We start from the raw sequence: 26,309 nt of genomic DNA on the forward strand, positions 1-26,309 counted from the left end.
GAGGTTTTTGCTAATTTATCTAGTATCTACAATTTTTTTGATAGGTATAGGAGAGTTTTTTTATTATAAATTAGCTTATAAAAATATTATTGAAAGTGAAATTAAGTCAATTGAAACAGAAATAAAGGTTTTTTTAGAACAAAACAGAGGAATGTTTATAAAAATAATCAATTATAAATTTACTTCTCCAACAAATTTAAAAATTGTAATATATAAAGATAAAAAATTAATATATTCGAATTTTAATCCTGAAAAAGTATATTTTGATAAAACGTTTTGGATTAAAAGAAAATATATTTATTACAGGTTTGAAATGATTAAAAGATGGGGAATAATAGATGTTATCGCTGAAAAACCACTTAATAAAACAAAATTTAATATTTTATATAAAAATTTGTTGATATTTAATATTTTCTTTTTATTTTTTTTAACTTTTGTTTCTTTTTGGTTAGGAAGAGTATTTTTAGCTCCTATGAAAGAGGTTATAAATAGTTTAGAAGACTTTATACGAGATTCAACTCATGAAATGAATACTCCTATTAGCATAATTCTTACAAATATTGAGATGATTAAAGAAAAACCAAATAAAAAAGCTATAAAAAGAATAGAAAATGCTAGTATGAGACTTAGTAAAATTTTTGAAGACTTAAAATATATAAGGTTGTATCATAAAAAGAAAAAAGAGTTAAAAAAGATTGATTTAAAAGAGCTTGTTTCTAGGAGGATTTTAGTTTTTGAAACTCAAATTGAAAATAAAAACTTAAAAGTTATAAAAGATTGTGAAAGTTTTGAAGTAATTTTTGATGAAGAAGATTTAATTAGAATTATTGATAATTTACTTTCAAATGCAATTAAATATGCTCCTAATAATTCAACTATTGAGATTAAACTTAAAAAAGGAAAATTTTGTACAAAAAATATTGGTGAAATTAAAAATATTGAAAACATTACAAAAAAATTTGTAAGAGAAAATAGTAGTGAGGGCGGTTTTGGGCTTGGACTTTATATTGTTAAAAAAATAGCAGATGAATATAAAATAAAGTTTGAAATTAGAAATATAGATAAAAAAGTAGCAGTCTGTTTACATTTTGTTTAACTTCCTCTTTTATAATTTTAGAAAAAATTAAGGAGAAAGAAATGAAAAAATTATTAAGCGCATTAGTTTTAGGAGTTTTATTAAGTAGTGCTTATGCAAAAACGCCGATTGAAAATTATGTATTAAGTTTACCTAAAGAGAGTTTATCAAAAGTTGAAATTAATGACTTACTTCATATGAGAGAAGAAGAAAAATTAGCAAGGGATGTTTATCTGACTTTATATAAAAAATGGAAACTGCCGGTATTTAAAAATATTTCAAAAAGTGAAAATTGGCATATGCATATGATTAAATTGCTTTTAGATAAATATGGTTTAAATGACCCGGTTGAAAAAACAGGAGACAGGGTAGGTGTATTTGAGAGTAAAAAGCTTCAAAAACTTTATAATGAATTGGTTGAGAAAGGCTCAATGAGTTTAAAAGACGCTTTAATGGTAGGAGCTACAATAGAAGATTTGGATATTAAAGATTTAGAAGAAGCAATTAAAAGAAGTAATAATAAAGATATAAACTTAGTTTATCAAAATCTTGAAAAAGGAAGCCGTAATCATATGAGAGCTTTTGTTGGAGTGTTAAGAAGATATGGCGGGGATTATACTCCACAATTTATTTCTATGAGTGAATTTAATCAAATTATAAGTTCAAAACACGAAATGGGAATGATGAAAAGTTCTAAGTACTACAATAATGAGTTTTATGGAGTTGTTGAGAGAGTTTATACATTACCTGGTCTTAGAAAAGGTATTTATTGGTGGATGGCAGATGTAAAAACTGATAATGCTACTTTAAAAGTAGCAATTGCACCTACTTGGACTTTACAAAATATCAATATAAGGCCTGGGGATAGAGTAGAAGTAAAAGGTTATAAGGGAATGTATAGTTTTATAACTTGTGAAATAGAAGATAAAACAACAAGTTTGGAGTATAAAAGTAAATCTAGGAGATGTAAATGAGAAAATGGATTGATCTGTTTTTGTTTTATGCAACGATAATTATCATTTTTAGTGGAATTGTATTATACATAATGCCTCATGGAAGGGTGGCTTATTTTACAGGTTGGAAGTTTTTAGGTATTGATAAAGACGGATGGGATAATTTGCATGTAATTTTTGGATTTTTTATGGTTATTGTAGCAATTTGGCATATTGTTGTTAATTGGAGGGCTTTAAAAAAATATCTTTTTTTACAAAAAGAATCAGTGTTTGCTCTTTTAATTATAGCTTTGGTATCTATTGGGACAATAAAGAATATCCAACCCTTTAAGAGTGTAAGTGATTTAGAAGAGTATATTAAAAATTCTTGGGAAGTTTCAAAAAGTGAGATACCAATTGCACACGGAGAGCTTTTGAGTTTAAAAGATTTTTGTGATAAATTGAATATTCCTTTAAATCAAGCGACAGATAAATTAAAAGAAAAAGGAATTAAATTTAATGTAAACGAAACTTTAAAAGAAATTGCCAATAAAAATAACTTAACCCCTGTTAAAATTTATGAAATAATAAAACCTAAAAAAAATAGCAATTTTCAAAATGTAAAGTTTATACCGGGAAGCGGAATTGGAAAAATGACTCTTAGCGATTTTTGTAAAAAATACGGTTGTAATGTAAATGAAACTATTAAAACTCTAAAATCTAAGGGAATAAATGCTAAAAAGACTCAAACTTTAAGAGAAATTGCAGAAGATAATAAAATAACACCTATAGACATAGTAAAAATTATTACTAAATATAATTAAAAAACCGGTACGTAAGAGCTTTGTTTTGGAGGAGGAGAGAGAGGGGTAAAGAGTTCTTTTTTACCGTTTGGCAATGTAAATGTTTTTACTTTTTGAGGTTTTTTAAAATGTCTAATCAGTTCCGGATGAAGGTTTAACAGTTTTTTATAAAATTCTTTGAATACCGGGGCACTTACCCTGCCGCCTGGCATTTTATCTCCGAGTGTTGAATAATCGTCGTTTCCAAACCATATGAGAGTTTGAGTGTTTGGTGTAAATCCGCAAAACCATGCGTCTGTAAAGTTATTTGTTGTCCCTGTTTTACCCGCTATTTCAATGCCTTTTACCCTGGCTTTTCTACCTGTTCCGTGTTTGACTACATCTTTTAATATATCTATCATTAAATATGCCTGATAATCAGGTTCAATATATTCGTATTTCGGCTCTGTTTTTATAATAAGCCCTTCTTTTGGCAAAATGATTTTTTTTACTATATGAATATAACTTTTTGTGCCGTAGTTGCTAAATATTGTATAAAGCTGGGCAAATTTCCACATTGGAATCCCGGCGCTTCCAAGTGCAATGCTTAAATTGTTGGGAAGTTTGTCAAATCCGAAATTATAAAGATTTTTTATAACATTATCTAATCCCATAGACATAACAAGGTTTATGGTTGCAAGATTTCTTGAATGGACAAGGGCTTCTCTTAATGTAATAAGTCCGAGAGCGTTTTTTTCATAATTTTTAGGCTTCCAGTATTTATCTTCTTGAGGGGTATTGCTTGGGATTTTAAATGTTCTTTTAATATCCGGGATAAGACTTGCCGGATTATAGCCTATATTCAAAGCTGTTTGATAAATGAACGGTTTTATTGCGCTTCCCACGCTTCTTCTTGACTGAATAACTCTGTTGAATTTGCTTTTTTTATAATCGACACCCCCGATTAGAGCCAAAACTTCACCTGTTTTTTGGTTTAAGCTTATCATTGCGCCGTTAAGCTCGTTTTTATTTAATTTTGGATTAAGTTTTAACAGTCTTTCATAATTTTCTTTTATGGATTCATTTGCAATTTTTTGTATATTGGTATCTATTGTCAGATAAATATCATATCCACGTGAAAGCAGATTTTTGTATTTTTTAGAGAGTCTGTAAATTGCGCTGTCCACTGCATAGCCTACTAAATTTTTTATTTTCGGCTCAATCATGTATTTATATACTTTCGGGTGTGAAAGTATCGCTTTTTTATATTCTTCGGGGGTAATCCATCCCAAAAGATACAGTCTTTTAATAATGGAATCGGCTCTTTTTAAATTAAGCTCATAATGTCTGGTGGGGTCATATAGACTCGGACCTTTTGGAAGGGCAATTAGCATTGCAATTTCTTTTAAGCTCAAATTTTTCAATTTTTTGTGAAAATATCCGTAAGCCGCCGTGGCAATCCCGTAATATCCATTACCAAAATAGATTTGGTTTAAATATCTCTCGAGAATTTCCTCTTTGGTTAAAAAATGTTCGACTTTTAAAGATATTATTATTTCTTTTAGTTTTCTTTTTAATGTTTTTTTTCTGTTTAAATAAATGTTTCTTACAAGCTGCTGGGTTATTGTCGAAGCCCCTTCAACTTTTCTGCCGGCTTTTATATCCGTAATGAGGGCTCTTAAAATTGCATTTATATTTATACCTTCATGCTCAAAAAAAGAGGTGTCTTCTGTGGCAACCAGTGTTTCTATGACACGTCCGGGAATGTCTTTGTATTTTACATAAAAACGGTTTTGTTTAGAAAACCTGACATCTATTAACTTTCCGTTTCTGTCAAAAAACCGGGCTGAAACAGGCGGGTTGTAATATATTATTTTTGCCGCAACAAACCTTGTGTCGTTATATAAATATAAAAAATACCCTAAACCTGCAATAACTGCCGCCGTTAAAGACATCAATAAAAAAGTAAATATTTTTTTTATCATTTTTCTCCCAAAGAATTTAATGTTTCATGTATTATATCAAGACTTACATTTAATCTTAAAATTATTCTGAAAATGGGGCTTTTTACGGTAGGGGGTCGTATTGCCCCTATTAAAATATTTTTTTCTAAAAGTTCTTTTTGTTTTTTTAGTAAATCTTTGTTTGAAAGGGAAGGGATTATTTTTATTAAGGATTGGGAATCAAATAATTTTTGTCTTTTTTTTATTTTTTCTTTATAAAAATTAAGATTATTTGTAATATCTTCAATGGCATAAAAAGCCAAAAGGGAATCAACGGGGCTCAGGGCTGTTGTATAAATAATGCTTCTTGCTTTATTAAGTAAAAATTCTATTATTTCCTTATTTGCCAGAATATATGCCCCGTAACTTCCGAGTGCTTTTCCGAGGGTCCCCATTTTGATGGTGTTTGTCGGGCTTAATTTATATTCATCGGTAATCCCCATTAAATTGTCTCCACAAATTCCTACGCTGTGAGCCTCGTCTATAATCAGGTATCCGATTTTCTGGGCGTAATCGGTAATTTCTTTTTTTACCTTGTCCCCCATCATGGAATAAATCCCTTCTACCACTGTAAAAACCCTGTTGTATTTTTTATAATTTACGCTTATTTTTTTTAAATTTTCAAAATCGTTGTGTTTAAAAAATTTGACTTCGGCATTTGTCAACCTGCTTCCTGCTATTCCGCTTGCATGATATTCTTCATCTACATAAAAAACGTCCCCCCCTCTTCCAAGCTCAAACAAAGCCATATTTGCCAAAAATCCGCTTCCTACAATTATTGCTTCTTCAAAATTATTAAGTTCTTTTAGTTTCTCTTCAAGTATTTTATGGGCCGGATGATATCCGTTTACAAGCATTGACGCTTTTGCCGAATGGGAGTGGTATTCTTTTGCCTTTTCATATGCTTTATCTAAAATGTCTTTTTTTTCAGCAAGACCCAGATAATCGTTGCTTGCCAAATCTATAATATTATCATCATATATTTTTCTTTTACGCAGTCTGTTTTTTTTCTTTAAAATATTCAGTTCTTTTTCATATAACTTTTCACTTTTCATTTTTCACTTTTCATTTTTATTTTATTTAGTTAAAATTTTATCAAAAAAGGCCATTTATGGATATAAGAAAAGAATTTTTAAATTTTTTTGAAAAAAAAGGGCATAAGGTCTACCCTTCATCACCTCTTGTGCCGGATGATCCGAGTTTACTGTTTACAAATGCAGGAATGGTTCAGTTTAAACCTATTTTTACAGGTGAAAAACCGGCCCCTACACCTCCTAGGGCATGCTCTTCTCAGCTTTGTATGAGGGCGGGCGGAAAGCATAATGATTTGGAAAATGTGGGTTATACAAACCGCCACCATACACTTTTTGAAATGCTTGGAAATTTTAGTTTCGGAGATTATTTTAAAGAAAAAGCAATTGAATATGCGTGGGAGTTTGTAACGGATGTTTTAAACTTTGATAAAAGCAGGCTCTGGATTACGATTCACGAAAGTGATGATGAGGCCGGCAAAATCTGGGAGAAGTATGTTCCAAAAAACAGAATTGTAAAAATGGGGGATAAAGACAATTTCTGGCAGATGGGAGATACCGGTCCTTGCGGCCCTTGCAGTGAAATACATTACGACCAGGGGGCGGATAAATTCAATTCTCCTGAAGATTATTTAGGAGGTGAAGGGGACAGATTTCTTGAAATATGGAATCTGGTTTTTATGCAGTATAACAGAGATGAAAAAGGCAAATTATCTCCTTTGCCACGCCCGAGTATTGATACGGGAATGGGACTTGAAAGAATTACGGCTATAAAAGAAGGGGTTACAAGCAATTATGAAACGTCTATTTTTAAACCTTTAATAAACAAGGTTGTTGAAATTACAGGAAAAGAATATTTTACGGATTCAAAAGGAGCGTCACACAGGGTAATAGCCGATCATATAAGAGCCGTTACGTTTCTTTTGGCCCAGGGGGTCAGGTTCGACAGAGAAGGCAGGGGGTATGTTTTAAGAAGAATTTTAAGAAGGGGCGTAAGACACGGATATATGCTCGGAATGAAAGAGCCTTTTATGTATAAAATTGTAGATACCCTGGCTAATCAAATGGGGCATCAGTATCATTATTTAATTGAAAAAAAAGAGGCCGTTAAAAATGCTATGAAAATGGAGGAAGAGAGATTTTTTGCCACAATTGATAAGGGAATGGAACTGTTTAAAGAGGCTCTTTCTAAAACTGCCGGGGATGTTTTCAGCGGGGAAATAGCATTTAAACTTTATGATACATACGGATTTCCACTTGATTTGACTCAGGATATGCTAAGAGAAGTGGGGAAAAAAGTTGATGTAAACACATTCGAAAAACTTATGCAGGAGCAAAAGACAAGAGCCAGGGCAAACTGGAAAGGAAGCGGGGATAAAAAAATTAATTTAAAAGATTTAGTTAAATATCCGGTAAATAAGTTTGTGGGTTATGAAAAAACGGAACATAAAACAAAAATAAAAGCCCTTTTTGACGAAGACTTTAATGAAGTAAATGAACTTAACGCAAACGGCTGGGTAATGCTTGAAGAGACTCCTTTTTATGCCGAAAGCGGAGGACAGGTCGGAGACAAGGGAATAATTAAGTGTAAAATGGATAACGGAGAATGGAGACAGTGTGCAAAAGTAATTGATACTAAAAAATTTGAAGAGAAAAATCTTTCCAAAGTAGTTGATGCCGAGTTGAAAGTAGGTGATGAGGTTGAAGCTGTTGTGGATGAATCAAGAAGAGAAATTGCCAAACATCATTCAGCTACACATTTACTGCAGGCGGCTTTAAGAAAAGTGTTGGGTGAACATGTAACGCAGGCTGGAAGTCTGGTGGAAGCAAACAGGTTAAGATTTGATTTTACCCATCCAAAAGCCTTGAGTAAAGAAGAGCTTTCTAAAATTGAAGATATGGTAAATAATGTAATAGCCAGAGGAATTGAGGGGAAAGTTGCCGAGATGCCGATTGATGAAGCTAAAAAAGCCGGAGCCATGGCACTTTTTGAGGAAAAATACGGAGATATTGTAAGGGTTGTTAAGTTCGGGTATTTTTCAGTTGAACTCTGCGGTGGTACGCATGTAAAAAATACATCTGAAATTGGAAGTTTTTATATAACAAAAGAAAGCGGCGTAAGTGCAGGGGTCAGAAGAATTGAAGCAGTTGCAGGGATAAGTGCATATAAATATGCCAAAGCTTACAGGGACATGGTGGAAGAGATTAAGGCTGAAAATAAAGCAAAAGACATAAAAGCATTTATTGAAAAACAAAAAGATGAGATTAAAAAATTAAAAGATGAAATTAAAATTCTTCAAAAAGCTGCTGTTAAAGAGATAAAGCCAACTGAAAAAGACGGAATAAATTTTGTAATTGAGAGAATTGATAATGCAAATTTAAGAGAAATTGCTACTGATTTAAAAGGGAAAATAGATAATTTAGTTGCATTTTTGGCAGGAAGTAATAACGGAAAAGTTTCAATTGTGGCCGCAAGCGGTGTGGATGGAATTAAAGCGGGGGATTTAATTAAAGAATTTGCCCCAATTGTAGGAGGAAAAGGCGGAGGAAAGAGAGATTTTGCCCAGGGCGGAGGAAAAGATGCAGATAAAATAGATGAAATGATAGAAAAAGTAAAAGAAAAATTTTTATAAAAGGAGTAAAAAGGGGGATGGATATATTAATAGTAGAAGATGATTTGCCTTTGGCAAATGTATTAAAAAAGGTATTGGAAAAAAATGGATTTAATGTAAATATTGCAAGTGACGGTGAAGAGGCATTTAATGAAATTCTGGAAAAAAATTACAATTTGTATTTGTTGGATATTAATTTACCGAAACTTAACGGGCATAAATTATTAAAACTTATAAAACACAAAGACGAAAATGCCATTGTAATAATGATTACGGCTTCGGCCGAAATAGAAGATATAGAAAAAGCGTACAGCTACGGATGCAGTGAATATATAAAAAAACCGTTTCACGCCAAGGAATTGTTGATAAGAATAAACAATTTAATAAATAAAAACGAAATAAATGATGAGATAATTGTTGATAACATAAAATTTGTAAAAAGTACTATGGATTTGTTTATAGACAACAAACCGGTGGAACTTAGAAAAAAAGAAAAAAGACTTTTATATATTCTTTTGGACAATCTTGATAAAACGGTTACAAAAGAAAAAATTATTGAATTTGTCTGGGAAGGTGAAAAAAAAGATTCCTATCCCCTCAGGCAATTGGTAAGTACTTTAAAAGCAAAACTTTCAAACCATAATATAGTCAGTGTCGTAGGAATAGGATATAAGTTTGTCAAAGTATAAATTTTCAATTAACCAAATTATAGTAATTTTTTTCTTTACCTTTTTTTTATTAATGGGGTCTATAGTATATATTCAATATTATAAATCTGAACAAATTCTGAGAAACAATTTTATAAACAAACATAAAATAGAAGCCCTTAAAATTAAAGACAAATTTAAAAATATTTTTGATAAGGCTTTATATATATATAAAATCCATGAACAATTAAACATCAAAAATACATTTAAATTAAATAAGTTTTATAAAAACGGAAAATTTAATATTTCTCAGGCGGCAAAAATTTTAAATTCATCTCTTGAGAGGGGGAAATATGAGATTTTTCAAATAGACAGAAATTATAAAATAATAAACGGCACGTATCAGCCGGATATAGGTTATGATTTAGGCCATTTCCCAGCTTATAAGAAAGTTTTGGACAATGTTTTCAACGGCAAAGAAAAAATAGATATTTCTTATATACATCTGGATATTGCTTCAAAAAATTTAAAAAAATATTATTTAATCCGTTCTTCGGACGGTAAATATCTGCTTCAGTTGGCTTATGTGGTGGATATTTACCCAAAATTAAAAAAAATTTATAAATTTTTAAAGCCTGCTCTTAACAATTTAAAAATTTATTTTGTGGACAGATATCTAGTCTATCCCATAAATTTCAAAAACCGTTATCAGAAAAAACTTTCTGTAAATGAGCTTTGTAATTATTCAAAAAATTTTTTATTGTATTTTAGTAATAATAAAGACATCGCAAAAAAAAGCAATATTGAAATATTAAATAAAATCGTATCTGTTTTTAAAAAGCATAACAATATGATTTATAAAATAAGAGGCAACACCCTTAAAATATTTGTATTAATAAACGGGATTATAAACAATAAAGACAATAGAATGATAATTGAAACAGATTTTAACCTAACTCCTTTAAAAACGGCTGAAAGAAGACTTTTTAAAAATTTTTGGATAATTTTTGTTTTAATGGCTGTATTTATTATTTTAATGTATTTTTTTGCAAAAAAATATTTTATTAAAAAGTTGGATTTATTGGCCAAAGCGTTTAAAGACAACAGAAAATGTAAAATGAATGAATCTTTTATAAAAGAAATAGCGGAATTTCAAACCAGTTATAATAAACTTTTTGAAAAATTAAATGATGAAATAGAAAAAAATAAAAAACTTTTATATTTAAACAGAAGATTTGTTGTAGACACCATACATCAGATAAGAACACCTCTTAATGTTATTTTGTTAAATGTGGAACTGCTAAGGGAATCCTGCGGGGAAGAAGAAATTTTAGATGAAATAGAAGCTTCTGTTTCCATGCTCAGTAATTCTTATGAGGATTTGGCTTATATATCTTCGAATAATGTTGTTGAATATAAACCAGAAAATATTGACATTGCATCGGTACTGAAAGAAAGAATAGAATATTTTTTCAGCATCGCAAAATCTCATAATAAAAATTTTCTCTCAGATATTGATGAAAACTGTATATTTAATATAAACAAAATAGAGCTTGAGAGGGTTATTGACAATAATATTTCAAATGCCGTTAAATATTCAAAAGGTAAAGAGATTATTGTTTCATTAAAAAAATATAAAAATAAATTTGTTTTAAAATTTGCTACCATCGGTGAAAAAATAAAAGATTCAAAAAATATTTTTGAAAAAAATTACAGAGAGCAGCCCCATAAAAGAGGTTTGGGAATAGGGTTGAATATTGTTAAAAAAATTTGTGAAAAATATAATATTAAATATTCTCATTTTTATCAAAATGAAAAAAATATTTTTGAATATCAATTTTTGGTAAAATTTTAGTTAAAAAGGGTTTTATGCTGATACTTTGTTCTTCTTCTGTTACAAGGGCTGAATTATTAAAAAACGCCGGTATTGATTTTATTCAAAAAAACTGTAGTTTTGATGAAGACAAACTGGTGTTTAAAGACCCGTATGAATTTGTGGTAAATGCAAGTTTTGGAAAATTTAAAGAATGTATCAAATGTTTTAATGATAATATTATAACCGCCGATACGGTTGTAAGTGACGGCAGGAATATTTTAAGAAAAGCAAAATCCCGTGAAGATGCAAGAAAAATACTTTTACAACAAAGTGGAGAAAATATTAAAATCATAACTTCCATGTGGATTAAAATAAATTCTAAAGTTTACGGAAGAGTTGATGAAACCATTTATGAATTTTATGAATTTGATAAAACTGATTTGGAAAATTATTTAAATTCCAATGAATGGGTAGGAAAAGCCGGAGCATGTATGGTGGAAGGGTTTTGTAAAAAATATATAAAAAATGTAAAAGGGTATGAATCAACAGCAATGGGACTTTGCATTGAAGAATTAGTAAAAATATTAAAGGAAGAAAAATGTATATAAAAGAAATTCAGGATTTTCAAAAAATCAGAAAAGAGGCAAGAGCCTATTTTTGTTATTTAATGCAAAGAAACATACCAAACAAATTGCCAAATATCGGGGTTGATGTAATATATGAAGGGTTAAAAAGAATTATAAATGAACTTCCCGAAGCCAACGCCGCTTATATTTTGGATGCGAGCGGAAAACAGATAAGCAAAATGATTACAAATAAAGAGAGTTTTAAAAATTATGATATAGAATTTAACCAGTCAAACAGGACATATTTTTATAAAGCTGTAAAAGAGAAAAAATGTATTTTGACAGATCCTTATCCGAGTCTTATAGGAGGGGAAATTGTTGTAAGTGCGGCTTTACCTGTTTTTAACAATAAAGGTGAATTGCTCTATGTGGCTGTAATTGATATTCCTTTGGAGAAAATTTTGAAATTTATTCACAAAGAAAAAGGTGATGTCTGGTTTAATAATTTCAACAGACTTATTTATGCAATGTTCAGCGCCGCACTGTTTGCCATTGTGGTTTTATTGTTTTATTACGGTGTTAAAATGTTTTTTGTGTATACGATTAACAATATCGATGTCAAAAAAATGTTTGAATCGACAATTTTAATAACACTTTCTTTAGCAATATTTGATTTGGTTAAAACCATATTGAGCGAAGAAGTGGTCGGAGAAAAGGAAGAACACCCTTTTGCCATTCATAAAACGATGATTAAATTTTTGGGAAGTATTATAATAGCTTTGGCAATCGAAGGGCTTATGCTTGTATTTAAATTTGCCATGGTCGCCCCGCAAATGCTTATTTATGCGGCAATTTTGATAAGTGCTGTAACACTTCTTTTATTCGCTCTGGCTTATTATATGAAAAATGTGGGTAAGGATATAAAATAGTGAGTTGTGAGTTGTGAGAAAAAAAAAAGGAAATAAATGATAGGAATAGTTGATTATAATATGGGAAATTTGGCAAGTGTAAAAAACGCTTTTGATAAAATCGGTGTAAAAGCTGAGGTTGTCAAAGCACCTGAAAGGCTGAAAATTTTTGACAAATTAATTTTTCCGGGAGTCGGAGCTTTTGGCGATGCGGCCGATTTTTTAAAAAAAACGGGTCTGGATGAGGCCATGAGGGAATTTATAAATACCGGCAGGCCTGTTTTGGGTGTGTGTCTCGGGATGCAGCTGCTGTTTGAAAAAAGTGAAGAATTCGGCATACATGAAGGGCTTGGAATTATAGAGGGTGAAGTGGTTAAATTTGATAAAAGCAGGGTGAAAGGACATAAAATTCCGCATATGGGATGGAATAAAATGTTTTTTGCCAAAAATTCGCCTCTTTTTAATGATTTGGACAATCCGTATTTATATTTCGTCCATTCTTATCATGTGGTATGTGATGAAAAATATGTTATAGGTAAAACTATTTACGGTTATGAATTTGTCAGTGCAGTGAATAAAGACAATGTTTACGGCTTTCAGCCCCATCCTGAAAAAAGCCACAACGCCGGGCTTAAAATACTCGAGAATTTTGTAAAAGGTATAAAATGATAATCTTTCCCGCAATAGATTTAAAAGACGGTAAGGCCGTAAGGCTTACAAAAGGTGAAATGAACAGTGCAAAAATATACAGCGAAAACCCGCTAAATTTTGCAAAACAGTTTGAAGATATGGGGGCAAAATGGCTTCATATGGTTGATTTAAACGGGGCATTTAAAGGAAGTCCGCAGAATATTAAAGCAATTGAGGAAATTAGAAAAAACACATCTTTGAAAATTCAGCTCGGAGGCGGAATAAGAGATGAAGATACAATAAAAAAATATTTGGATTTGGGTATTAACAGATTGATTTTGGGAAGTGCCGCCGCAAAAAATCCCGAAATGGTTATAGAATTGGCTGAAAAATATCCTATTGCCGTCGGAATAGACGCAAAAGACGGATATGTGGCCGTAAGCGGATGGGGGAAAAAAGAAAATATAAAAGCCGAAGAACTGGCTAAAAAGTTTGAAAAATCCCAAATTGAATGTATAATTGCAACAGATATAAGTAAAGACGGCACTTTAAAAGGGCTTAATCTCGATTTTGTTTTAAATATTCAAAACGCTTCTAAAAAAAAGGTTATTGCAAGCGGCGGGGTGGCAAGTGAAGAAGACATAATAAAAGCCAAAGAAAAAAATATTTACGGAGTAATTGTCGGAAAAGCTTTTTATGAGGGAAAAATAGATTTAAAAAAATTATTTGAGTTATTTAAGGAGGAAAAATGAAAATTTTAGTTGTGGACGACAGCTCAACTATGAGAAGAATTATTCAAAATACGTTGGCAAGACTCGGATATAAAGATGTAATTCAGGCGGGAGACGGTATTGAGGCATGGGACGCACTTCAGTCAAATCCCGATATTAGGGTGGTTATAACGGACTGGAATATGCCCAATATGAACGGACTTGAGCTTGTGAAAAAAATAAGGGCTGAAGAGAGATATAAATCTCTGCCTATAATTATGGTAACAACAGAAGGCGGTAAAAAAGAGGTTATCACAGCACTTAAAGCTGGCGTAAACAATTATATTGTAAAGCCTTTCACACCACAGGTTTTAAAAGAAAAGCTTGAAGGGGTTCTCGGTAAAAATGAAGGATAATTATTTTGAATTAAGTGTGCAGACTGATTCTTTTAAAGATGAAATAGAAAATTTTTTGATTGAAAGGTTTAATAACGGTATCGAAGAGAAAGAAAACACTCTTGTTTTAAGGAGTGAAGATAATTTTGAACCTTTAATTGAAGAATTAAAAGAATATGTGAGTGCATTGGAAGAGATTTTTAATACAAATATAAATATAAAAACAAATGTAGAAAAAAAATCAAATATTGACTGGATAGAAAATTATAAAAAATCGATAAAACCTATTGAAATAGGCGGGTTTTATATTCATCCGAGCTGGTATAAAAATAAAAATGATAAAGAAAATATAATAATTGACCCCGCACTTGCTTTTGGAAGCGGGCATCATGAAACAACCAGAAGCTGTGTAAAGGCGATTAACAAATATGTAAAAAAAGATAATACATTACTGGATGTCGGGTGCGGCAGCGGTATTTTATCCATTGTGGCTGCAAAAAAAGGAGCTGTCGTAAATTTGTGCGATACAGATGAACTGGCTGTTAAAAGTGCAAAAGAAAATTTTAGGCTAAACAATGTTGAATTTAATAAAATTTGGGTGGGAAGTGCAGGAGATACCGATGAAAAATATGATGTGGTCGTTGCAAATATAATAGCCGATATTTTAATTTTTATGGCGAATGATTTAAAAAAACGGGTTAACGGTTATTTAATTCTTTCTGGTATAATTAACAAATATAAAAACATAGTTTTGGAAAAATATAAAGAATTTGAATTTATTGAGGAAATACCCGATAATGAATGGGTAACACTGATTTTAAAAAATGTTGAATGATAAATGTTGAATGTTGAATTTAAATTAAAGGATATAGATGCCAAAAAACAATAAAAATAACAATGATAATTTTTTTAATAAAAATCCGCTTCTTTTATTTATAATTTTTGCGGTTGTTATAATTTTAATTTTTAGAAGTATTGCACCAAGTGCCGAAAGCAGCGTTTCCGAGCTTGTTTCCGGAAAACCGGCCGTTATGAGTATAACATATTCCGATGTTAAAAAACTTGCAAAAGAAAAACAGTTAAGCTATGTTGCTATAGGAAAAACATATTTAAAAGTTAAATTAAAAGACGGAACAATTATAACAGTTCCTAAAGTTCCGAATGATCCGAGTTTAATTACAATTCTGGATAAAAATTCTATTCCTTACGGCGCCCTGCCAGAATCCAGCAACTGGCTTAACGATTTGATTTTCGGCTGGATTATTCCTATATTTATATTTTTTGCAATTTGGATGTTTTTGGCAAGCAGAATGCAAAAAGGTATGGGGGGAGTTTTCGGCGCAGGAAGTGCAAAAGGGCTTATAAAAAGCGAAAAACCAGATGTTACATTTGATGATGTCGCCGGAAACGATGAAGCCAAAGAAGAGGTAAAAGAAATAGTGGATTTTCTTAAAAATCCTGACAGATATACGGCTTTAGGTGCAAAAATTCCAAAAGGTGTTTTACTCATCGGGCCTCCCGGGACAGGAAAAACTCTTCTTGCAAAAGCGGTTGCGGGTGAGGCAGATGTTCCGTTTTTCGCCGTAAACGGCAGCAGTTTTATAGAAATGTTTGTAGGTGTCGGTGCGGCAAGGGTCAGGGATTTGTTTAACCAGGCTAAAAAAGAGGCGCCGAGCATAATTTTTATAGATGAAATTGACGCTATCGGTAAAAGCAGGGCTGCAGCCGGTCAGTTTGGCGGAAATGACGAAAGGGAGCAGACTTTAAACCAGCTGCTTGCGGAAATGGACGGGTTTGATTCAAACGACCCTGTAATTGTTTTAGCGGCGACAAACAGGCCTGAAATATTAGACCCTGCTTTACTTAGACCCGGAAGATTTGACAGACAGGTATTGGTGGATAAACCTGATTTTGAAGGAAGGGTACAGATATTAAAAGTCCATGTTAAAAAAATTAAAATGGGCAGTGACGTTAATCTGGAAGAAATAGCCAGAATGACGGCGGGACTTGCCGGGGCAGACCTTGCGAATATAGTAAACGAAGCCGCTTTGCTTGCGGGTAGAAAAAATAAAAAAGAAGTAAACCAAAGTGAATTTGTCGAAGCGGTTGAAAGACAGATTGCGGGACTTGAAAAGAAAAGTAGACGTCTTAACGAAAACGATAAAAAAACAGTGGCATATCATGAAAGCGGGCATGCAATAATTGCAGAAGTTACTCCTAAAGCCAGAAAAGTAAAAAAAGTTTCAATCGTTCCAAGAGGTCTGGCCGCGCTCGGTTATACATTAAACCTTCCCGAAGAAGACAAATATCTGATGAGCAAAAGCGAACTTATTGCTCAAATTGATACACTGCTCGGAGGCAGGGCCAGTGAAGAGGTGTTTATTAAAGAAATTTCAACAGGTGCAAGTAACGACTTAGAGAGGGCAACCGACATTATAAAATCAATGGTAATGATTTACGGTATGAGTGATGTGGCCGGGTTAATGGTTTTAGAAAAACAGACAAACAGATTTTTAGGCGGAGGGTTTGGACAAAGCCGTGATTATTCAGAAAAAACCCAGGAAGAAATTGACGTTTTTGTAAAAAATTTTTTAAGCGAGCGTTATGGGCATGTTAAAAATATACTTAAAGAATATGCGCCTGTTATTGAACAAATGGTAAAAGAGCTTTATGAAAAAGAGGTTATAGACGGTTCAAGGGTAAGAGAACTTATAAAAGAGTATAAAGATTCTAAAAAAGAAGGTGATAATGAAGAAAACGGAAATAATTCTTAAAGAAGGGTATCCCTTTATTATTCCTGCAGGTGTAATATTTTTAATCAGCCTTATTTTTGGATTCGGTGCATTTTGGCAGATACTCTTTTTTATTATTTTTGCATTTTTTGTATATTTTTTCAGAAATCCGGAAAGAATTCCCGATGAAGTTGGTGAAAATGTAATAATTTCTCCGGCCGACGGGGAAATTGTAGAGATAACAGAGACCAAAGCCCCTATTTTAAATAAAGAAATGATTAAAATTTCGATAAGGCTATCCATTTTTGATGTGCATGTACAAAGAAGTCCTATAGATGGGAAGATTGATGCAAGAGAATATATTCACGGGTTGTTTTTAAATATTGCAGATGAAAAATCAAGTGAGCTTAACGAACAAAACAGGGTTTTGTTTGAAGGGGCACAAAGTGTTGTTGTTAATCAGATAGCCGGTTTTTTAACAAGAAGGATTATAATGTTTAGAGATTTAGGAAAAATAAAACTCTCCGAGCGTTATGGTATGATAATGTTTGGAAGTCAGGTTGATTTGTATGTGCCTAAAAACTCTGTAATAAAAATAACCGAATTTCAAAAAGTAAAAGCAGGGGAGAGTTTAATAGGATATTTGAATGAAAATTAAATTGGCATATATTTTACCTAATTTTTTTACGGCCCTTAGTGCTTTTTTTGGTGTAATGAGCGTGATTGCCGCATCTCAGGGTAAATTTGAAAAAGCTTATATTTATATACTTTTTTCGCTGGTTGCCGACGGACTTGACGGAAGAATAGCAAGAATTACAAACACAACTTCAAAATTTGGCGTAGAATTTGATTCATTGGCTGATTTAATTGCATTTGGAATGGCACCTGCTATGATGCTTTTTTTCTCAATCGGTAAGAATTACGGAAGATTTGGGGCACTGATCAGCGGACTTTTTGTTGTTTTTGGCGCAATAAGACTTGCAAGATTCAATGTGACAACTTCCATGAACGACCCGAGATTTTTTATAGGGCTTCCAATTCCGACGGCGGCGGTGGTTTTAAGCTCGTGGATAATGCTTGATATAAGATATCAGAGTCATTTTAATATTCTAATTTTAACAGGGGCTTTGTTTTTGGCTTTTTTAATGGTCAGTAATTTCAGATATCCAAGTTTTAAAAAAATTGATTTTAATAAAAATCTGGCAATAAAAATTTTGGTTTTAATTATCTTGGCGGCTTCTTTACTTTATCTTTTCCCTACCGAAGCAATAGCCCTGTATTTGAGCATTTATGCTTTTTACGGGGTATACAGGGGAATAAAAGGATACATTAAAGCCGGGAAATATAAAGGATAATTTTTTTCCATTGAAAAAATTTTTAAAATATGATAAAATTTTATAAAAATTTTTTATAAAAAGGATATATTATGGAAATGGTTAAAATTTTTGATACCACATTAAGAGACGGGGAGCAATCCCCAGGCGCATCTATGACTATCGAAGAAAAAATAAAAGTTGCACTTCAGCTTGAAAAATTAAAAGTTGATATTATCGAAGCAGGATTTGCCGCAGCAAGTCCGGGTGATTTTGAAGCAATAAACAATATTGCAAAAGAGGTTAATAATTCAACTGTCTGTTCTTTGGCCAGGGCTTTGGATAAGGATATTGAAGCCGCTGCTAAGGCGATAGAGCCGGCCCCTTTTAAACGAATTCACACATTTATTGCAACAAGTCCAATTCATATGGAATATAAACTAAAAATGAGCCCCGATGAAGTAATAAAAAGAGCCGTCAGGGCGGTTGAATATTCAAGAAGCTTTGTTGATGACGTGGAATTTTCCTGCGAAGATGCGGGAAGAAGCGAGATGGGCTTTTTAAAAGAGATTATCAGTGCCGTTATTGAAGCGGGGGCAAAAACGATTAATATTCCTGATACGGTAGGTTACAGATTTCCAACAGAAATGGGGGAAATGATAAAAGAACTGGTTGAATATTTTCCAAAAGATATTATTTTTTCAGTACATTGTCATAACGATCTCGGGCTTGCCACCGCCAATTCACTTTACAGTGTGTTAAACGGGGCGAGACAGGTTGAATGTACCATTAACGGTTTGGGAGAGAGGGCTGGAAACGCCGCACTTGAAGAAATTGTAATGGCCATTAAAGTAAGAAGGGATTTGTTTGATGGAATTGATACAAGGATAAATACAAAAGAAATTTATCCGACAAGCAGGCTTGTCTCAAACGTTACTGGAATAGAACCGCAACCGAATAAGGCCATAGTGGGAAGAAACGCATTTGCCCATGAAAGCGGAATCCACCAGGACGGTGTACTTAAACATAAAGAAACATATGAGATTATGAAGGCGGAGGATATAGGGCTTGATATAAAAGACACCCTTGTTCTTGGAAAACACAGCGGAAGACATGCGTTTAAGAAAAAACTTGAGGCTTTGGGATTTAGTAACTTAAGTGATGAAGAATTGAATGAAATATTTATGAAATTTAAAAAACTTGCAGATAAGAAAAAAGAAGTTTATGATGAAGATATTTTGGCACTCATGAATGATGCGTTTGATAAAACACCTAAAACTTATGAACTCCTTTCACTTCAGCTAAGTGATTGCAGTGACGGTATGGCGAGTGCCGCTGCCAAGATTAAATTCGAAGATAAAATTTACGTAGATGCGGCAATAGGTAAAGGTACCATTGATGCCATATTTAAAGTAATAGACAGGATAAGCGGTATTAACGGAAAACTAATGGATTATAAAGTTGAAGCTGTAAGCGAAGGTAAAGACGCTTTGGCCAAAGTTATGGTAAAAGTTGTTTTTGATGAAAATAAACCCGCGGTTATGGGGCATGGACTAAGCATCGATACAATGGTAGCAAGTGCAAAAGCATATATAAACGCACTTAACAATTATTTGCATATGAAAGATTTACTGTCTAAAAAAATCAGTTATAAAGACAGTATTTAAATAATGAAAAGTGAAAAATTAAAAATTAAAGATGAGGAATAAAGTTGAAAAAAATAGCCATTCTCGGTAAGCCGAATGTTGGTAAAAGCTCTCTTTTTAACAGAATTTTAAGAAAGAGAGATGCTGTAATCAGTGAAAAAGCCGGAACCACAAGAGATATAAAAAAAAGAATTATCAGTTTGGATGATGAACTTGAAGATGTTGTTATAATGGATACGGGAGGGCTTGAAGAGCGGGATGAACTGTTTGAGAAAGTAAAAGACAAAGCCCTTCAAATAGCAAAAGATACAGATATACTGCTTTATATGGTTGACGGGAGAAGTCTGCCCGATGAAGATGAAAAAAAATATATAAGAACTCTTCAGAAATTAAATAAAAATATTATATTGGTTGTAAACAAAATAGATAACGACAAATTAAAAGAAAAAGTTTATGATTTTTATGAACTGGGTGTAAAAGAAATATACCCTATTTCCGTTTCCCATAACAGGGGTGTAGGAAAACTGATTGAAAGAATAAAAAAATTTATCCCTAAAAAACAGGTATTTGAAGTAAGCGAATTTGAACAAGACATTCCTTTGGAAGAACTGTTAAGTGAGAGTAATGAAAATTTAGAGGATATTAAAGAGATAAAAGTGGCAATTATAGGCAGGGTAAATGTGGGTAAAAGTTCACTTCTTAACGCACTGGTTGGGGAAGAGCGGGCAATAGTAAGCGAAGTTGACGGGACTACAATCGACCCTATTGATGAAAATATTTATTTCAACGGATATCATATAACTTTTGTTGATACCGCAGGTATCAGAAGAAGAAGCAAAATTAAAGATATAGAAAAATATGCCCTGATTAGAACGGAAGAAGTTTTAAAAGAAGCCGATATCGCCGTATTGGTTATTGACGCCAAAGAAGGTATAGTTGAACTTGATGAAAAAATAGGCTCTCTTATCCAAAAATTTAAAACCGGGGCGATAATTGTTGCAAATAAATGGGATGAAACGTCTATGGATTATAAAAAGTTTGAAAGTGAAGTAAGATACAGGTTTAAATATTTAGATTTTGCCCCTTTTATGGCTGTAAGCGCCAAGACAAAAAGAAATATAGACAAATTAAAAGAAAAGCTTTCTTTTGTTTATAAAAATTATTCAAAAAGAATTCCTACTTCGCTTCTCAACGAATGGATTAAAGAAGCGACTATAAGGCATCATCTGCCTACGGATGTAAGAGGTAGGGAGAGTAAAATTTATTATGCAACCCAGTTTAAAACAAAGCCTCCTACCATAGCTTTAATTATGAACAGAGCTAAACTTCATTTTTCTTATGAGAGATATCTGATAAATTTCTTAAGGAATAAAGAAGATTTTAGAGGAACACCTATTGTATTAATCCCAAAAGAAAAAGGAGAAAAAAAATGAAAAAATTATCTTTAGCTTTAATTTGTGCGGGAGCGGTTACTTTTGCAAATGCTGATATGTTGAGTGTCAGTGCGGGTGCGGGATACGAGCAGCAAAAAATAGACGGATATGTAAAAAACGGAAATGTGATAAATTATTTTAATAATTCATCCGCTCAAAATGACGGAAATCAAAACACAGGGGATTTAGGGTTTGATAATAAAAACAACCCTTATATCTGGGTAAAACTGATTCATCCTGTGCCAATTTTGCCAAATATTAAATTACAATATACAAAATACAACACAACTGGCCATAGTAAATGGGTTGCAGGAGGAGTAAAAATTTTCGGAGATGTAAATATTCCCTCTGGACTCACCGATGTAAGTTCCAAAATGAATATAAACTCTTATGATTTAACACTGTTTTATGAATTTAAACCGGTGGTTGCCGATATAGAAGCCGGATTTGGCGCTGATTTGTGGCAAGGTAATACCAAAATTGACGGTGACAATGCTGCGATTGTTAACGGAAATATTGTAAAAACTCTTGGAAGCACCCATATTAATAAAAACTGGTTTGTGGCGCTTCCATATCTGTATGCAAATGTTGAAACAATGAGTTTTTTCGGGTTTTCAGCCCTTGGATATGTAAAATGGGCAAAAGCGGGGGATAATCACCATTATGATTATTTAGCGGGAATTAAGTATAAATTTGATAAAATTCCTTTGTTTCTAAAAATGGGATACAGATATAAAGAAGCTTACGGGGTAGATGGAGATAATAAAACAAAATTACAATACAAAGGCTATTTTGCCGAAATAGGAGCTAAGTTTTGAGAATTGTAAGCGGAATGAGGCCAACAGGTAAACTTCATTTGGGACATTTTATAGGGGTTCTTAAAAACTGGGTTGCACTTCAAGAAAAATATGACACTTTTTATTTTGTGGCCGACTGGCATGCACTTTCCACGAAATATGACGAAGGGCTTGATTTAAATGAACTCAGCATTGAACTTGTAAAAGAATGGATAGCATGCGGAATTGATCCAAAAAAATCAATTCTTTTCAGACAGAGTGATATAAAAGCTCATGCCGAGCTTTATTTAGTTTTAAATATGATAACGCCTGTTAGCTGGTTAGAGAGAAACCCCACATATAAAGACGCAATGAATCAGCCTGAATACAGAGAAAAAAATAATGCGGGATTTTTAACATATCCTGTACTGCAGACAGCAGACATTATTCTTTATGATGCAAATCTGGTGCCTATCGGTGAAGATCAGAAACCCCATCTTGAGCTTGCTAGGGAAATTGTAAGAAGGTTTCATTATATGTTTAAAAAAGAAATATTTACTGAACCAAAAGAACTTCTGACAGAAATACCTAGACTTCCCGGGCTTGACGGCAGAAAAATGTCCAAAAGTTTTAATAACGCAATATATCTGGATGACGATGAAAAAACCATTTGGGCTAAAGTTAGGATGGCTAAAACGGACCCTGCAAGGATTAAAAAAACAGACCCCGGGCATCCTGAAGTGTGTATAATTTTTGATTACCATAATGCATTTAACAAAGAAGAAGTCGTGGAAATTGAAAAAGAATGCAGGGCGGGAACTATTGGATGTGTGGAATGTAAAAAAAGATGTGCCGCCAAAATAAATGAATTGCTTTCTCCAATCAGAGAAAAAAAGGCATCTTTAAATGAGAGTATGATTTTGGATATAATAAATGAAGGAAATAAAAAAGCTGGAAATATTGCAAACGAAAAAATGGAAGAAGTTAATAAGGTAATATTTTAAAGGAGAAAAATGAAAGCTAAAAAATTTGCATGTGGCGAAAGACTTCAAAGATTTTTAATAGCGTTTATGATGCTTTTAATTTTGGGTTTGCTTGCAAAAGGATACAATTTAGCAGCACTTATTTTGCTTGCATTTATTGCAATAATGTTTGTTATTTACGGTGTTTTTGATTTTTGTCCGTCAACATGGCTGCTTAATAAAATTTTTGGAAGCTGTTACTGCGAATGTAAGGAAGAAAAAAATGAAAATCAGTTATAAAGAAGCGGGGGTTGATATTGACAAAGGAAACAGTTTTGTTGAAAAAATAAAACCTTTTGTAAAAGAGACGTTTAATAAAAATGTTGTCGGTAACATAGGAAGTTTTGCAGGAGCTTTCAGGCTTCCAGCCGGATATAAAAAACCTGTTTTACTCGGTGCAACAGACGGGGTCGGCACAAAACTAAAACTTGCGATTGACGCTAAAAAGTTTGATTGCATAGGAATTGATTTAGTTGCAATGTGTGTAAATGATTTAATCTGTAATTTCGGGGAGCCTCTTTTCTTTTTAGATTATTATGCAACAGCAAAACTCGAAGTAAATGAGGCTGCAGATGTGGTTAAAGGAATTGCCAAGGGTTGTAAACTAAGCGAGTGTGCCCTAATCGGGGGAGAGACTGCAGAAATGCCTGGAATGTATAATGAAGGGGATTTTGATTTGGCAGGATTTGCCGTCGGAATTGCAGAGGAAGACGAACTTAACCCGAAAGTAAAAGAAGGTGATATTCTTTTGGCACTGCCAAGCAGCGGAATACATTCAAACGGATATTCGCTTGTCAGAAAACTGTTTTTTGATAAATTAAACATGAAATTTGATGATGAAATTAACGGAAAAAAACTTATTGATATTCTTTTAACCCCAACAAGAATTTATGTAAAAGAATTTAAACAATTCAAGCCTCTGCTTCATGCTCTTGCTCATATTACAGGAGGAGGAATAGTTGAAAATTTCCCAAGGGTATTGCCTGAAAATTTAGAAGCAGTTGTTTACAAAGATAAAATAAAAGTGTTACCTATTTTTGAATATATGAGAAAATATATAGATGAAGAAGAGATGTTCAGAACGTTTAATATGGGTGTTGGAATGATTTTTGCAATAAGTGAAGAAAATGCGGATGAAATAATAAAAAACTCTGATGCTTATTTTATAGGAAAAATTCAACAAGGTAAAAAAGGAGTAAAACTAAAATGAACCCCTCCCGTTTTATTTCTAATATCGCAGTTAAAATAGCAACCACCTCTTTCCCTAAATTGATTCAATGTTTTATCAATAAAATGTATGTTAAGTTTTATAAAATAGATATGTCAGAATTTGAACCGGAAGATCCCTGTAAATATAAAACATTGAATAATTTATTCACAAGACATAAAAAATATACCGAGTTTTATGAAGAAGACGATATAGTCGTCAGCCCTAGTGACAGTGAAATCATTGCGCATGACGATATAGAAGAAAATCGGGTTTATCAGATAAAAGGAAAAGAATATTCCCTAAAAGAACTTATTCCTTATGATACAAAATTAAATAATGGGTATTTTATTAATTTATATCTTTCACCAAGTGACTATCATAGATTTCATGTTCCTATAGATTTGGAAATTGTGAGGGCTACATTTATCCCCGGTGAACTTAATCCGGTAAAACCGTCTTTTTTGGAAAAAGAGCTTGTATTTCCAAAAAATAAAAGAGTGGTTTTAAGATGCAGGGATTCTAAAGAAAGATATTTTTATATTGTTTTGGTGGGGGCTATGATAGTAGGGAAAATTATTTTAAATTTTGATGAAAAATTTCAAAAAGATTATAACGAGATTTTTGATATAGAATATGAAAAACCTTTAAAACTTAAAAAAGGCGATGAGCTTGGAAGGTTTGAATTTGGAAGTTCAATTTTGCTGTTTTTCGGAAAAGAACATTTTAAATATTTAAATCAAAAAGATTATGTTGAAGTAGGAGATATTCTTGGGGAAATTTATTAAAAGTAAAAAATTAAAAGTGAAAAATAAAAAATTAAAAAATATTTTATTTACTGCTTTCACCTTTTTCACCATTTTTACTATTTTCACTCCTCTTTTTGCAGTTGACAATCAGAAACTTCTTGAGTGTTATGAGATATTTGACCAAAAAAAAGCAGAACTTGAAGCAGAGGCTGAAAAAATACTTGAACAAAAAGAGGCTCTTGAATCTTTGAAAAACACATATATGGCTTTAATGAAGAAAAAAGAGTCAAAACTAAAAGAAAAAGAAAAAGAAATTAATAACACTTTGCAAAAAATAGAAAATGAAAAAAAAGAAATTCAAAAATTAATAACTCAAAATCAAAAAATCCTTGAGCAAATAAAAAATGCAAAAATGGATAAAATTACCCAGAGTTATGCAAAGATGAGGCCAAAAAATGCCGCAGGCGTACTTTCTCAGATGAAAGAAAAAGATGCCCTTGCAATTTTAAAAAAGCTCCCTCCTAAAAATGTCGCCAAAATTTTTTCAAAAATGGACCCAGCCAAAGCAGCAAAACTTACAGAAATGATGCAAAAAGATGAGAATAATGAAAGCACAAATACTTCTGACAACGGCGGGGGCTAAACATTTAATAGCAAAAGCCCTGTGTCAATATATAGATTTAAAAAAAAGAATTTATATTGCTTACGGTACAACAAACGAATATCTTTTATATCATTTAGGGATAAATACAGATACTTTATATGCCGCCGGGTGTAATGTAAGAGGCAAATTTAATGTGACTCAAAAAAGAGACAGGCCGATTGTGCTTGAAAACAGTAAGCCGATTGATATAAGCGGATTTGATATAACAAATAATGATTATTTTATAAAAGGTGCAAATGCTCTTTGGTATGAAAACGCTAAAAAGTGTGCCGCCGTAGCGGCTGCCGATAAAAACGGAGGAACTTATGGTAATTTTTATATAAAAGCTGCAAGCAGGGGTGCTAAAGTTATAATTCCTGTAGGACATGAAAAGCTTATTCCTTTTTTTAAAGAAACTTCTCAGGACGTAGATATTTCAACAGGTTCTAAAATTGCGATGCTCAGGTTTTTTTACGGGATGATATTTACTGAAATAGAAGCCTTTAAAACACTTTTTAATTTAAAAGCAAATATTATCTGTGCAGGGGGGATTTTTGATTCAAAAGGTGCGGTAGGTTTTGAAGTTGAAGGAGATGAAGTTAAAGCGGTAGTTGAATTTAGCAAAAAATATAATAATCTGTTTTTAGAAGAGAGTAAGCGGGTTGATTTTCAATTTTAAAG

26 protein-coding genes are annotated in these 26,309 nt (G+C 32.4%); 24 read left to right on the forward strand and 2 right to left on the reverse strand.

The features are described 5' to 3' along the window. The first annotated feature begins 7 nt into the window (after positions 1-7). The 3 genes from DZ65_RS0108825 to DZ65_RS0108835 are packed head-to-tail and all read left to right on the forward strand — an operon-like array spanning position 8 to position 2,831. The gene (locus DZ65_RS0108825) at positions 8-1,096 is read left to right on the forward strand and encodes a sensor histidine kinase KdpD (RefSeq protein ID WP_024791039.1); all 1,089 of its coding nucleotides are present in this window, start codon (positions 8-10) and stop codon (positions 1,094-1,096) included. Positions 1,097-1,137: 41 nt separating this feature from the next. After that, positions 1,138-2,049 carry a DUF2202 domain-containing protein gene (locus tag DZ65_RS10630; protein WP_024788258.1) on the forward strand — a complete coding sequence of 304 codons (912 nt, stop codon included), beginning with the start codon at positions 1,138-1,140 and terminating at the stop codon, positions 2,047-2,049. Continuing rightward, positions 2,046-2,831 (forward strand): DUF4405 domain-containing protein, encoded by a 786-nt coding sequence (locus DZ65_RS0108835; protein ID WP_024791040.1) that lies wholly within the window; start codon positions 2,046-2,048, stop codon positions 2,829-2,831. Before DZ65_RS10630 ends, DZ65_RS0108835 begins: the two co-directional genes overlap by 4 nt. Here the strand turns inward: DZ65_RS0108835 and DZ65_RS0108840 are convergent. Together DZ65_RS0108840 and DZ65_RS0108845 are read right to left on the reverse strand one after the other, a co-directional pair. Beyond that, on the reverse strand, positions 2,828-4,774 hold the full coding sequence (locus tag DZ65_RS0108840; RefSeq protein ID WP_024788260.1) for a transglycosylase domain-containing protein: 1,947 nt from the start codon (positions 4,772-4,774) through the stop codon (positions 2,828-2,830). The two genes, DZ65_RS0108835 and DZ65_RS0108840, sit on opposite strands and share 4 nt — an antisense overlap. Beyond that, on the reverse strand, positions 4,771-5,847 hold the full coding sequence (locus tag DZ65_RS0108845; RefSeq protein WP_024791041.1) for a pyridoxal phosphate-dependent aminotransferase family protein: 1,077 nt from the start codon (positions 5,845-5,847) through the stop codon (positions 4,771-4,773). The genes DZ65_RS0108840 and DZ65_RS0108845 overlap by 4 nt, the downstream gene beginning before the upstream one ends. A gap of 56 nt (positions 5,848-5,903) precedes the next feature. On the opposite strand from DZ65_RS0108845, the gene alaS reads away from it, so the two are divergent. The 21 genes from alaS (at position 5,904) to DZ65_RS0108950 (ending at position 26,307) form a co-directional block, all read left to right on the forward strand. Beyond that, entirely contained in the window at positions 5,904-8,456 is a 2,553-nt protein-coding gene (alaS, locus tag DZ65_RS0108850; protein WP_024791604.1) for an alanine--tRNA ligase, read from the forward strand. Positions 8,457-8,473: 17 nt separating this feature from the next. Next, entirely contained in the window at positions 8,474-9,124 is a 651-nt protein-coding gene (locus tag DZ65_RS0108855; protein WP_024791605.1) for a response regulator transcription factor, read from the forward strand. Continuing rightward, positions 9,111-10,937, forward strand: a complete 1,827-nt coding sequence (locus tag DZ65_RS10470; protein WP_024788264.1) for a HAMP domain-containing sensor histidine kinase — start codon at positions 9,111-9,113, stop codon at positions 10,935-10,937. Before DZ65_RS0108855 ends, DZ65_RS10470 begins: the two co-directional genes overlap by 14 nt. A 14-nt stretch (positions 10,938-10,951) precedes the next feature. Further along, positions 10,952-11,506, forward strand: coding sequence for a septum formation inhibitor Maf (maf, locus tag DZ65_RS0108865; protein WP_024788265.1), 555 nt, complete (start codon positions 10,952-10,954; stop codon positions 11,504-11,506). Then, on the forward strand, positions 11,497-12,393 hold the full coding sequence (locus tag DZ65_RS0108870; protein WP_024788266.1) for a PDC sensor domain-containing protein: 897 nt from the start codon (positions 11,497-11,499) through the stop codon (positions 12,391-12,393). The genes maf and DZ65_RS0108870 overlap by 10 nt, the downstream gene beginning before the upstream one ends. A gap of 36 nt (positions 12,394-12,429) precedes the next feature. Further along, positions 12,430-13,041, forward strand: coding sequence for an imidazole glycerol phosphate synthase subunit HisH (hisH, locus tag DZ65_RS0108875; RefSeq protein ID WP_024788267.1), 612 nt, complete (start codon positions 12,430-12,432; stop codon positions 13,039-13,041). Next, a complete protein-coding gene (gene hisA / locus DZ65_RS0108880) occupies positions 13,038-13,754 on the forward strand; it encodes a 1-(5-phosphoribosyl)-5-[(5-phosphoribosylamino)methylideneamino]imidazole-4-carboxamide isomerase (protein ID WP_024791606.1) in 717 nt (238 codons plus the stop codon). Before hisH ends, hisA begins: the two co-directional genes overlap by 4 nt. After that, positions 13,751-14,128: a chemotaxis response regulator CheY gene (locus DZ65_RS0108885; RefSeq protein WP_024788269.1), complete on the forward strand. Its 378-nt coding sequence runs from the start codon at positions 13,751-13,753 to the stop codon at positions 14,126-14,128. Before hisA ends, DZ65_RS0108885 begins: the two co-directional genes overlap by 4 nt. Continuing rightward, complete coding sequence (locus DZ65_RS0108890) at positions 14,118-14,942, forward strand: 50S ribosomal protein L11 methyltransferase (protein WP_024788270.1); 825 nt, start codon at positions 14,118-14,120, stop codon at positions 14,940-14,942. Before DZ65_RS0108885 ends, DZ65_RS0108890 begins: the two co-directional genes overlap by 11 nt. 37 nt (positions 14,943-14,979) lie before the next feature. After that, positions 14,980-16,881 (forward strand): ATP-dependent zinc metalloprotease FtsH, encoded by a 1,902-nt coding sequence (gene ftsH / locus DZ65_RS0108895; protein ID WP_024791044.1) that lies wholly within the window; start codon positions 14,980-14,982, stop codon positions 16,879-16,881. Beyond that, a complete protein-coding gene (locus tag DZ65_RS0108900) occupies positions 16,856-17,497 on the forward strand; it encodes a phosphatidylserine decarboxylase (RefSeq protein ID WP_024788272.1) in 642 nt (213 codons plus the stop codon). The genes ftsH and DZ65_RS0108900 overlap by 26 nt, the downstream gene beginning before the upstream one ends. Continuing rightward, positions 17,487-18,194: a CDP-diacylglycerol--serine O-phosphatidyltransferase gene (gene pssA, locus DZ65_RS0108905; protein ID WP_024788273.1), complete on the forward strand. Its 708-nt coding sequence runs from the start codon at positions 17,487-17,489 to the stop codon at positions 18,192-18,194. Before DZ65_RS0108900 ends, pssA begins: the two co-directional genes overlap by 11 nt. 71 nt (positions 18,195-18,265) lie before the next feature. Then, positions 18,266-19,819, forward strand: a complete 1,554-nt coding sequence (locus DZ65_RS0108910; protein WP_024788274.1) for a 2-isopropylmalate synthase — start codon at positions 18,266-18,268, stop codon at positions 19,817-19,819. 44 nt (positions 19,820-19,863) lie between these two features. Next, positions 19,864-21,231 (forward strand): ribosome biogenesis GTPase Der, encoded by a 1,368-nt coding sequence (der, locus tag DZ65_RS10205; RefSeq protein ID WP_035907585.1) that lies wholly within the window; start codon positions 19,864-19,866, stop codon positions 21,229-21,231. Further along, positions 21,228-22,049, forward strand: coding sequence for a TIGR04219 family outer membrane beta-barrel protein (locus tag DZ65_RS0108920; protein WP_035907586.1), 822 nt, complete (start codon positions 21,228-21,230; stop codon positions 22,047-22,049). The genes der and DZ65_RS0108920 overlap by 4 nt, the downstream gene beginning before the upstream one ends. After that, positions 22,046-23,011, forward strand: a complete 966-nt coding sequence (trpS, locus tag DZ65_RS0108925) for a tryptophan--tRNA ligase (RefSeq protein WP_024788276.1) — start codon at positions 22,046-22,048, stop codon at positions 23,009-23,011. Before DZ65_RS0108920 ends, trpS begins: the two co-directional genes overlap by 4 nt. A gap of 9 nt (positions 23,012-23,020) precedes the next feature. Continuing rightward, the gene (locus DZ65_RS0108930; protein ID WP_024788277.1) at positions 23,021-23,269 is read left to right on the forward strand and encodes a YgaP-like transmembrane domain; all 249 of its coding nucleotides are present in this window, start codon (positions 23,021-23,023) and stop codon (positions 23,267-23,269) included. Beyond that, on the forward strand, positions 23,253-24,239 hold the full coding sequence (purM, locus tag DZ65_RS0108935) for a phosphoribosylformylglycinamidine cyclo-ligase (protein WP_024788278.1): 987 nt from the start codon (positions 23,253-23,255) through the stop codon (positions 24,237-24,239). Before DZ65_RS0108930 ends, purM begins: the two co-directional genes overlap by 17 nt. Further along, positions 24,236-25,024: a phosphatidylserine decarboxylase gene (locus DZ65_RS0108940; protein ID WP_024788279.1), complete on the forward strand. Its 789-nt coding sequence runs from the start codon at positions 24,236-24,238 to the stop codon at positions 25,022-25,024. The genes purM and DZ65_RS0108940 overlap by 4 nt, the downstream gene beginning before the upstream one ends. Then, positions 25,008-25,628: a MotE family protein gene (locus tag DZ65_RS0108945; RefSeq protein WP_024788280.1), complete on the forward strand. Its 621-nt coding sequence runs from the start codon at positions 25,008-25,010 to the stop codon at positions 25,626-25,628. Before DZ65_RS0108940 ends, DZ65_RS0108945 begins: the two co-directional genes overlap by 17 nt. Beyond that, positions 25,591-26,307: a hypothetical protein gene (locus tag DZ65_RS0108950; protein WP_024788281.1), complete on the forward strand. Its 717-nt coding sequence runs from the start codon at positions 25,591-25,593 to the stop codon at positions 26,305-26,307. The genes DZ65_RS0108945 and DZ65_RS0108950 overlap by 38 nt, the downstream gene beginning before the upstream one ends. Positions 26,308-26,309: the final 2 nt, after the last annotated feature.

The sequence above is a fragment of the Lebetimonas sp. JS032 genome, from assembly GCF_000523315.1.
Classification (GTDB): domain Bacteria; phylum Campylobacterota; class Campylobacteria; order Campylobacterales; family Nautiliaceae; genus Lebetimonas.

Bases quoted from the DNA above. Each gene is read 5' to 3' on its own strand.
- DZ65_RS0108840 (WP_024788260.1), bottom strand. From the start codon at position 4,774: ATGATAAAAAAAATATTTACTTTTTTATTGATGTCTTTAACGGCGGCA.
- hisH (WP_024788267.1), top strand. From the start codon at position 12,430: ATGATAGGAATAGTTGATTATAATATGGGAAATTTGGCAAGTGTAAAA.
- hisA (WP_024791606.1), top strand. From the start codon at position 13,038: ATGATAATCTTTCCCGCAATAGATTTAAAAGACGGTAAGGCCGTAAGG.
- DZ65_RS0108835 (WP_024791040.1), top strand. From the start codon at position 2,046: ATGAGAAAATGGATTGATCTGTTTTTGTTTTATGCAACGATAATTATC.
- purM (WP_024788278.1), top strand. From the start codon at position 23,253: ATGAAAATCAGTTATAAAGAAGCGGGGGTTGATATTGACAAAGGAAAC.
- DZ65_RS0108920 (WP_035907586.1), top strand. From the start codon at position 21,228: ATGAAAAAATTATCTTTAGCTTTAATTTGTGCGGGAGCGGTTACTTTT.
- DZ65_RS0108890 (WP_024788270.1), top strand. From the start codon at position 14,118: ATGAAGGATAATTATTTTGAATTAAGTGTGCAGACTGATTCTTTTAAA.
- DZ65_RS0108940 (WP_024788279.1), top strand. From the start codon at position 24,236: ATGAACCCCTCCCGTTTTATTTCTAATATCGCAGTTAAAATAGCAACC.
- DZ65_RS0108930 (WP_024788277.1), top strand. From the start codon at position 23,021: ATGAAAGCTAAAAAATTTGCATGTGGCGAAAGACTTCAAAGATTTTTA.
- DZ65_RS0108950 (WP_024788281.1), top strand. From the start codon at position 25,591: ATGAAAGCACAAATACTTCTGACAACGGCGGGGGCTAAACATTTAATA.
- alaS (WP_024791604.1), top strand. From the start codon at position 5,904: ATGGATATAAGAAAAGAATTTTTAAATTTTTTTGAAAAAAAAGGGCAT.
- pssA (WP_024788273.1), top strand. From the start codon at position 17,487: ATGAAAATTAAATTGGCATATATTTTACCTAATTTTTTTACGGCCCTT.
- DZ65_RS0108910 (WP_024788274.1), top strand. From the start codon at position 18,266: ATGGAAATGGTTAAAATTTTTGATACCACATTAAGAGACGGGGAGCAA.
- DZ65_RS0108870 (WP_024788266.1), top strand. From the start codon at position 11,497: ATGTATATAAAAGAAATTCAGGATTTTCAAAAAATCAGAAAAGAGGCA.
- ftsH (WP_024791044.1), top strand. From the start codon at position 14,980: ATGCCAAAAAACAATAAAAATAACAATGATAATTTTTTTAATAAAAAT.
- DZ65_RS10630 (WP_024788258.1), top strand. From the start codon at position 1,138: ATGAAAAAATTATTAAGCGCATTAGTTTTAGGAGTTTTATTAAGTAGT.
- DZ65_RS0108900 (WP_024788272.1), top strand. From the start codon at position 16,856: ATGAAGAAAACGGAAATAATTCTTAAAGAAGGGTATCCCTTTATTATT.
- DZ65_RS0108845 (WP_024791041.1), bottom strand. From the start codon at position 5,847: ATGAAAAGTGAAAAGTTATATGAAAAAGAACTGAATATTTTAAAGAAA.
- DZ65_RS0108885 (WP_024788269.1), top strand. From the start codon at position 13,751: ATGAAAATTTTAGTTGTGGACGACAGCTCAACTATGAGAAGAATTATT.
- DZ65_RS0108855 (WP_024791605.1), top strand. From the start codon at position 8,474: ATGGATATATTAATAGTAGAAGATGATTTGCCTTTGGCAAATGTATTA.
- maf (WP_024788265.1), top strand. From the start codon at position 10,952: ATGCTGATACTTTGTTCTTCTTCTGTTACAAGGGCTGAATTATTAAAA.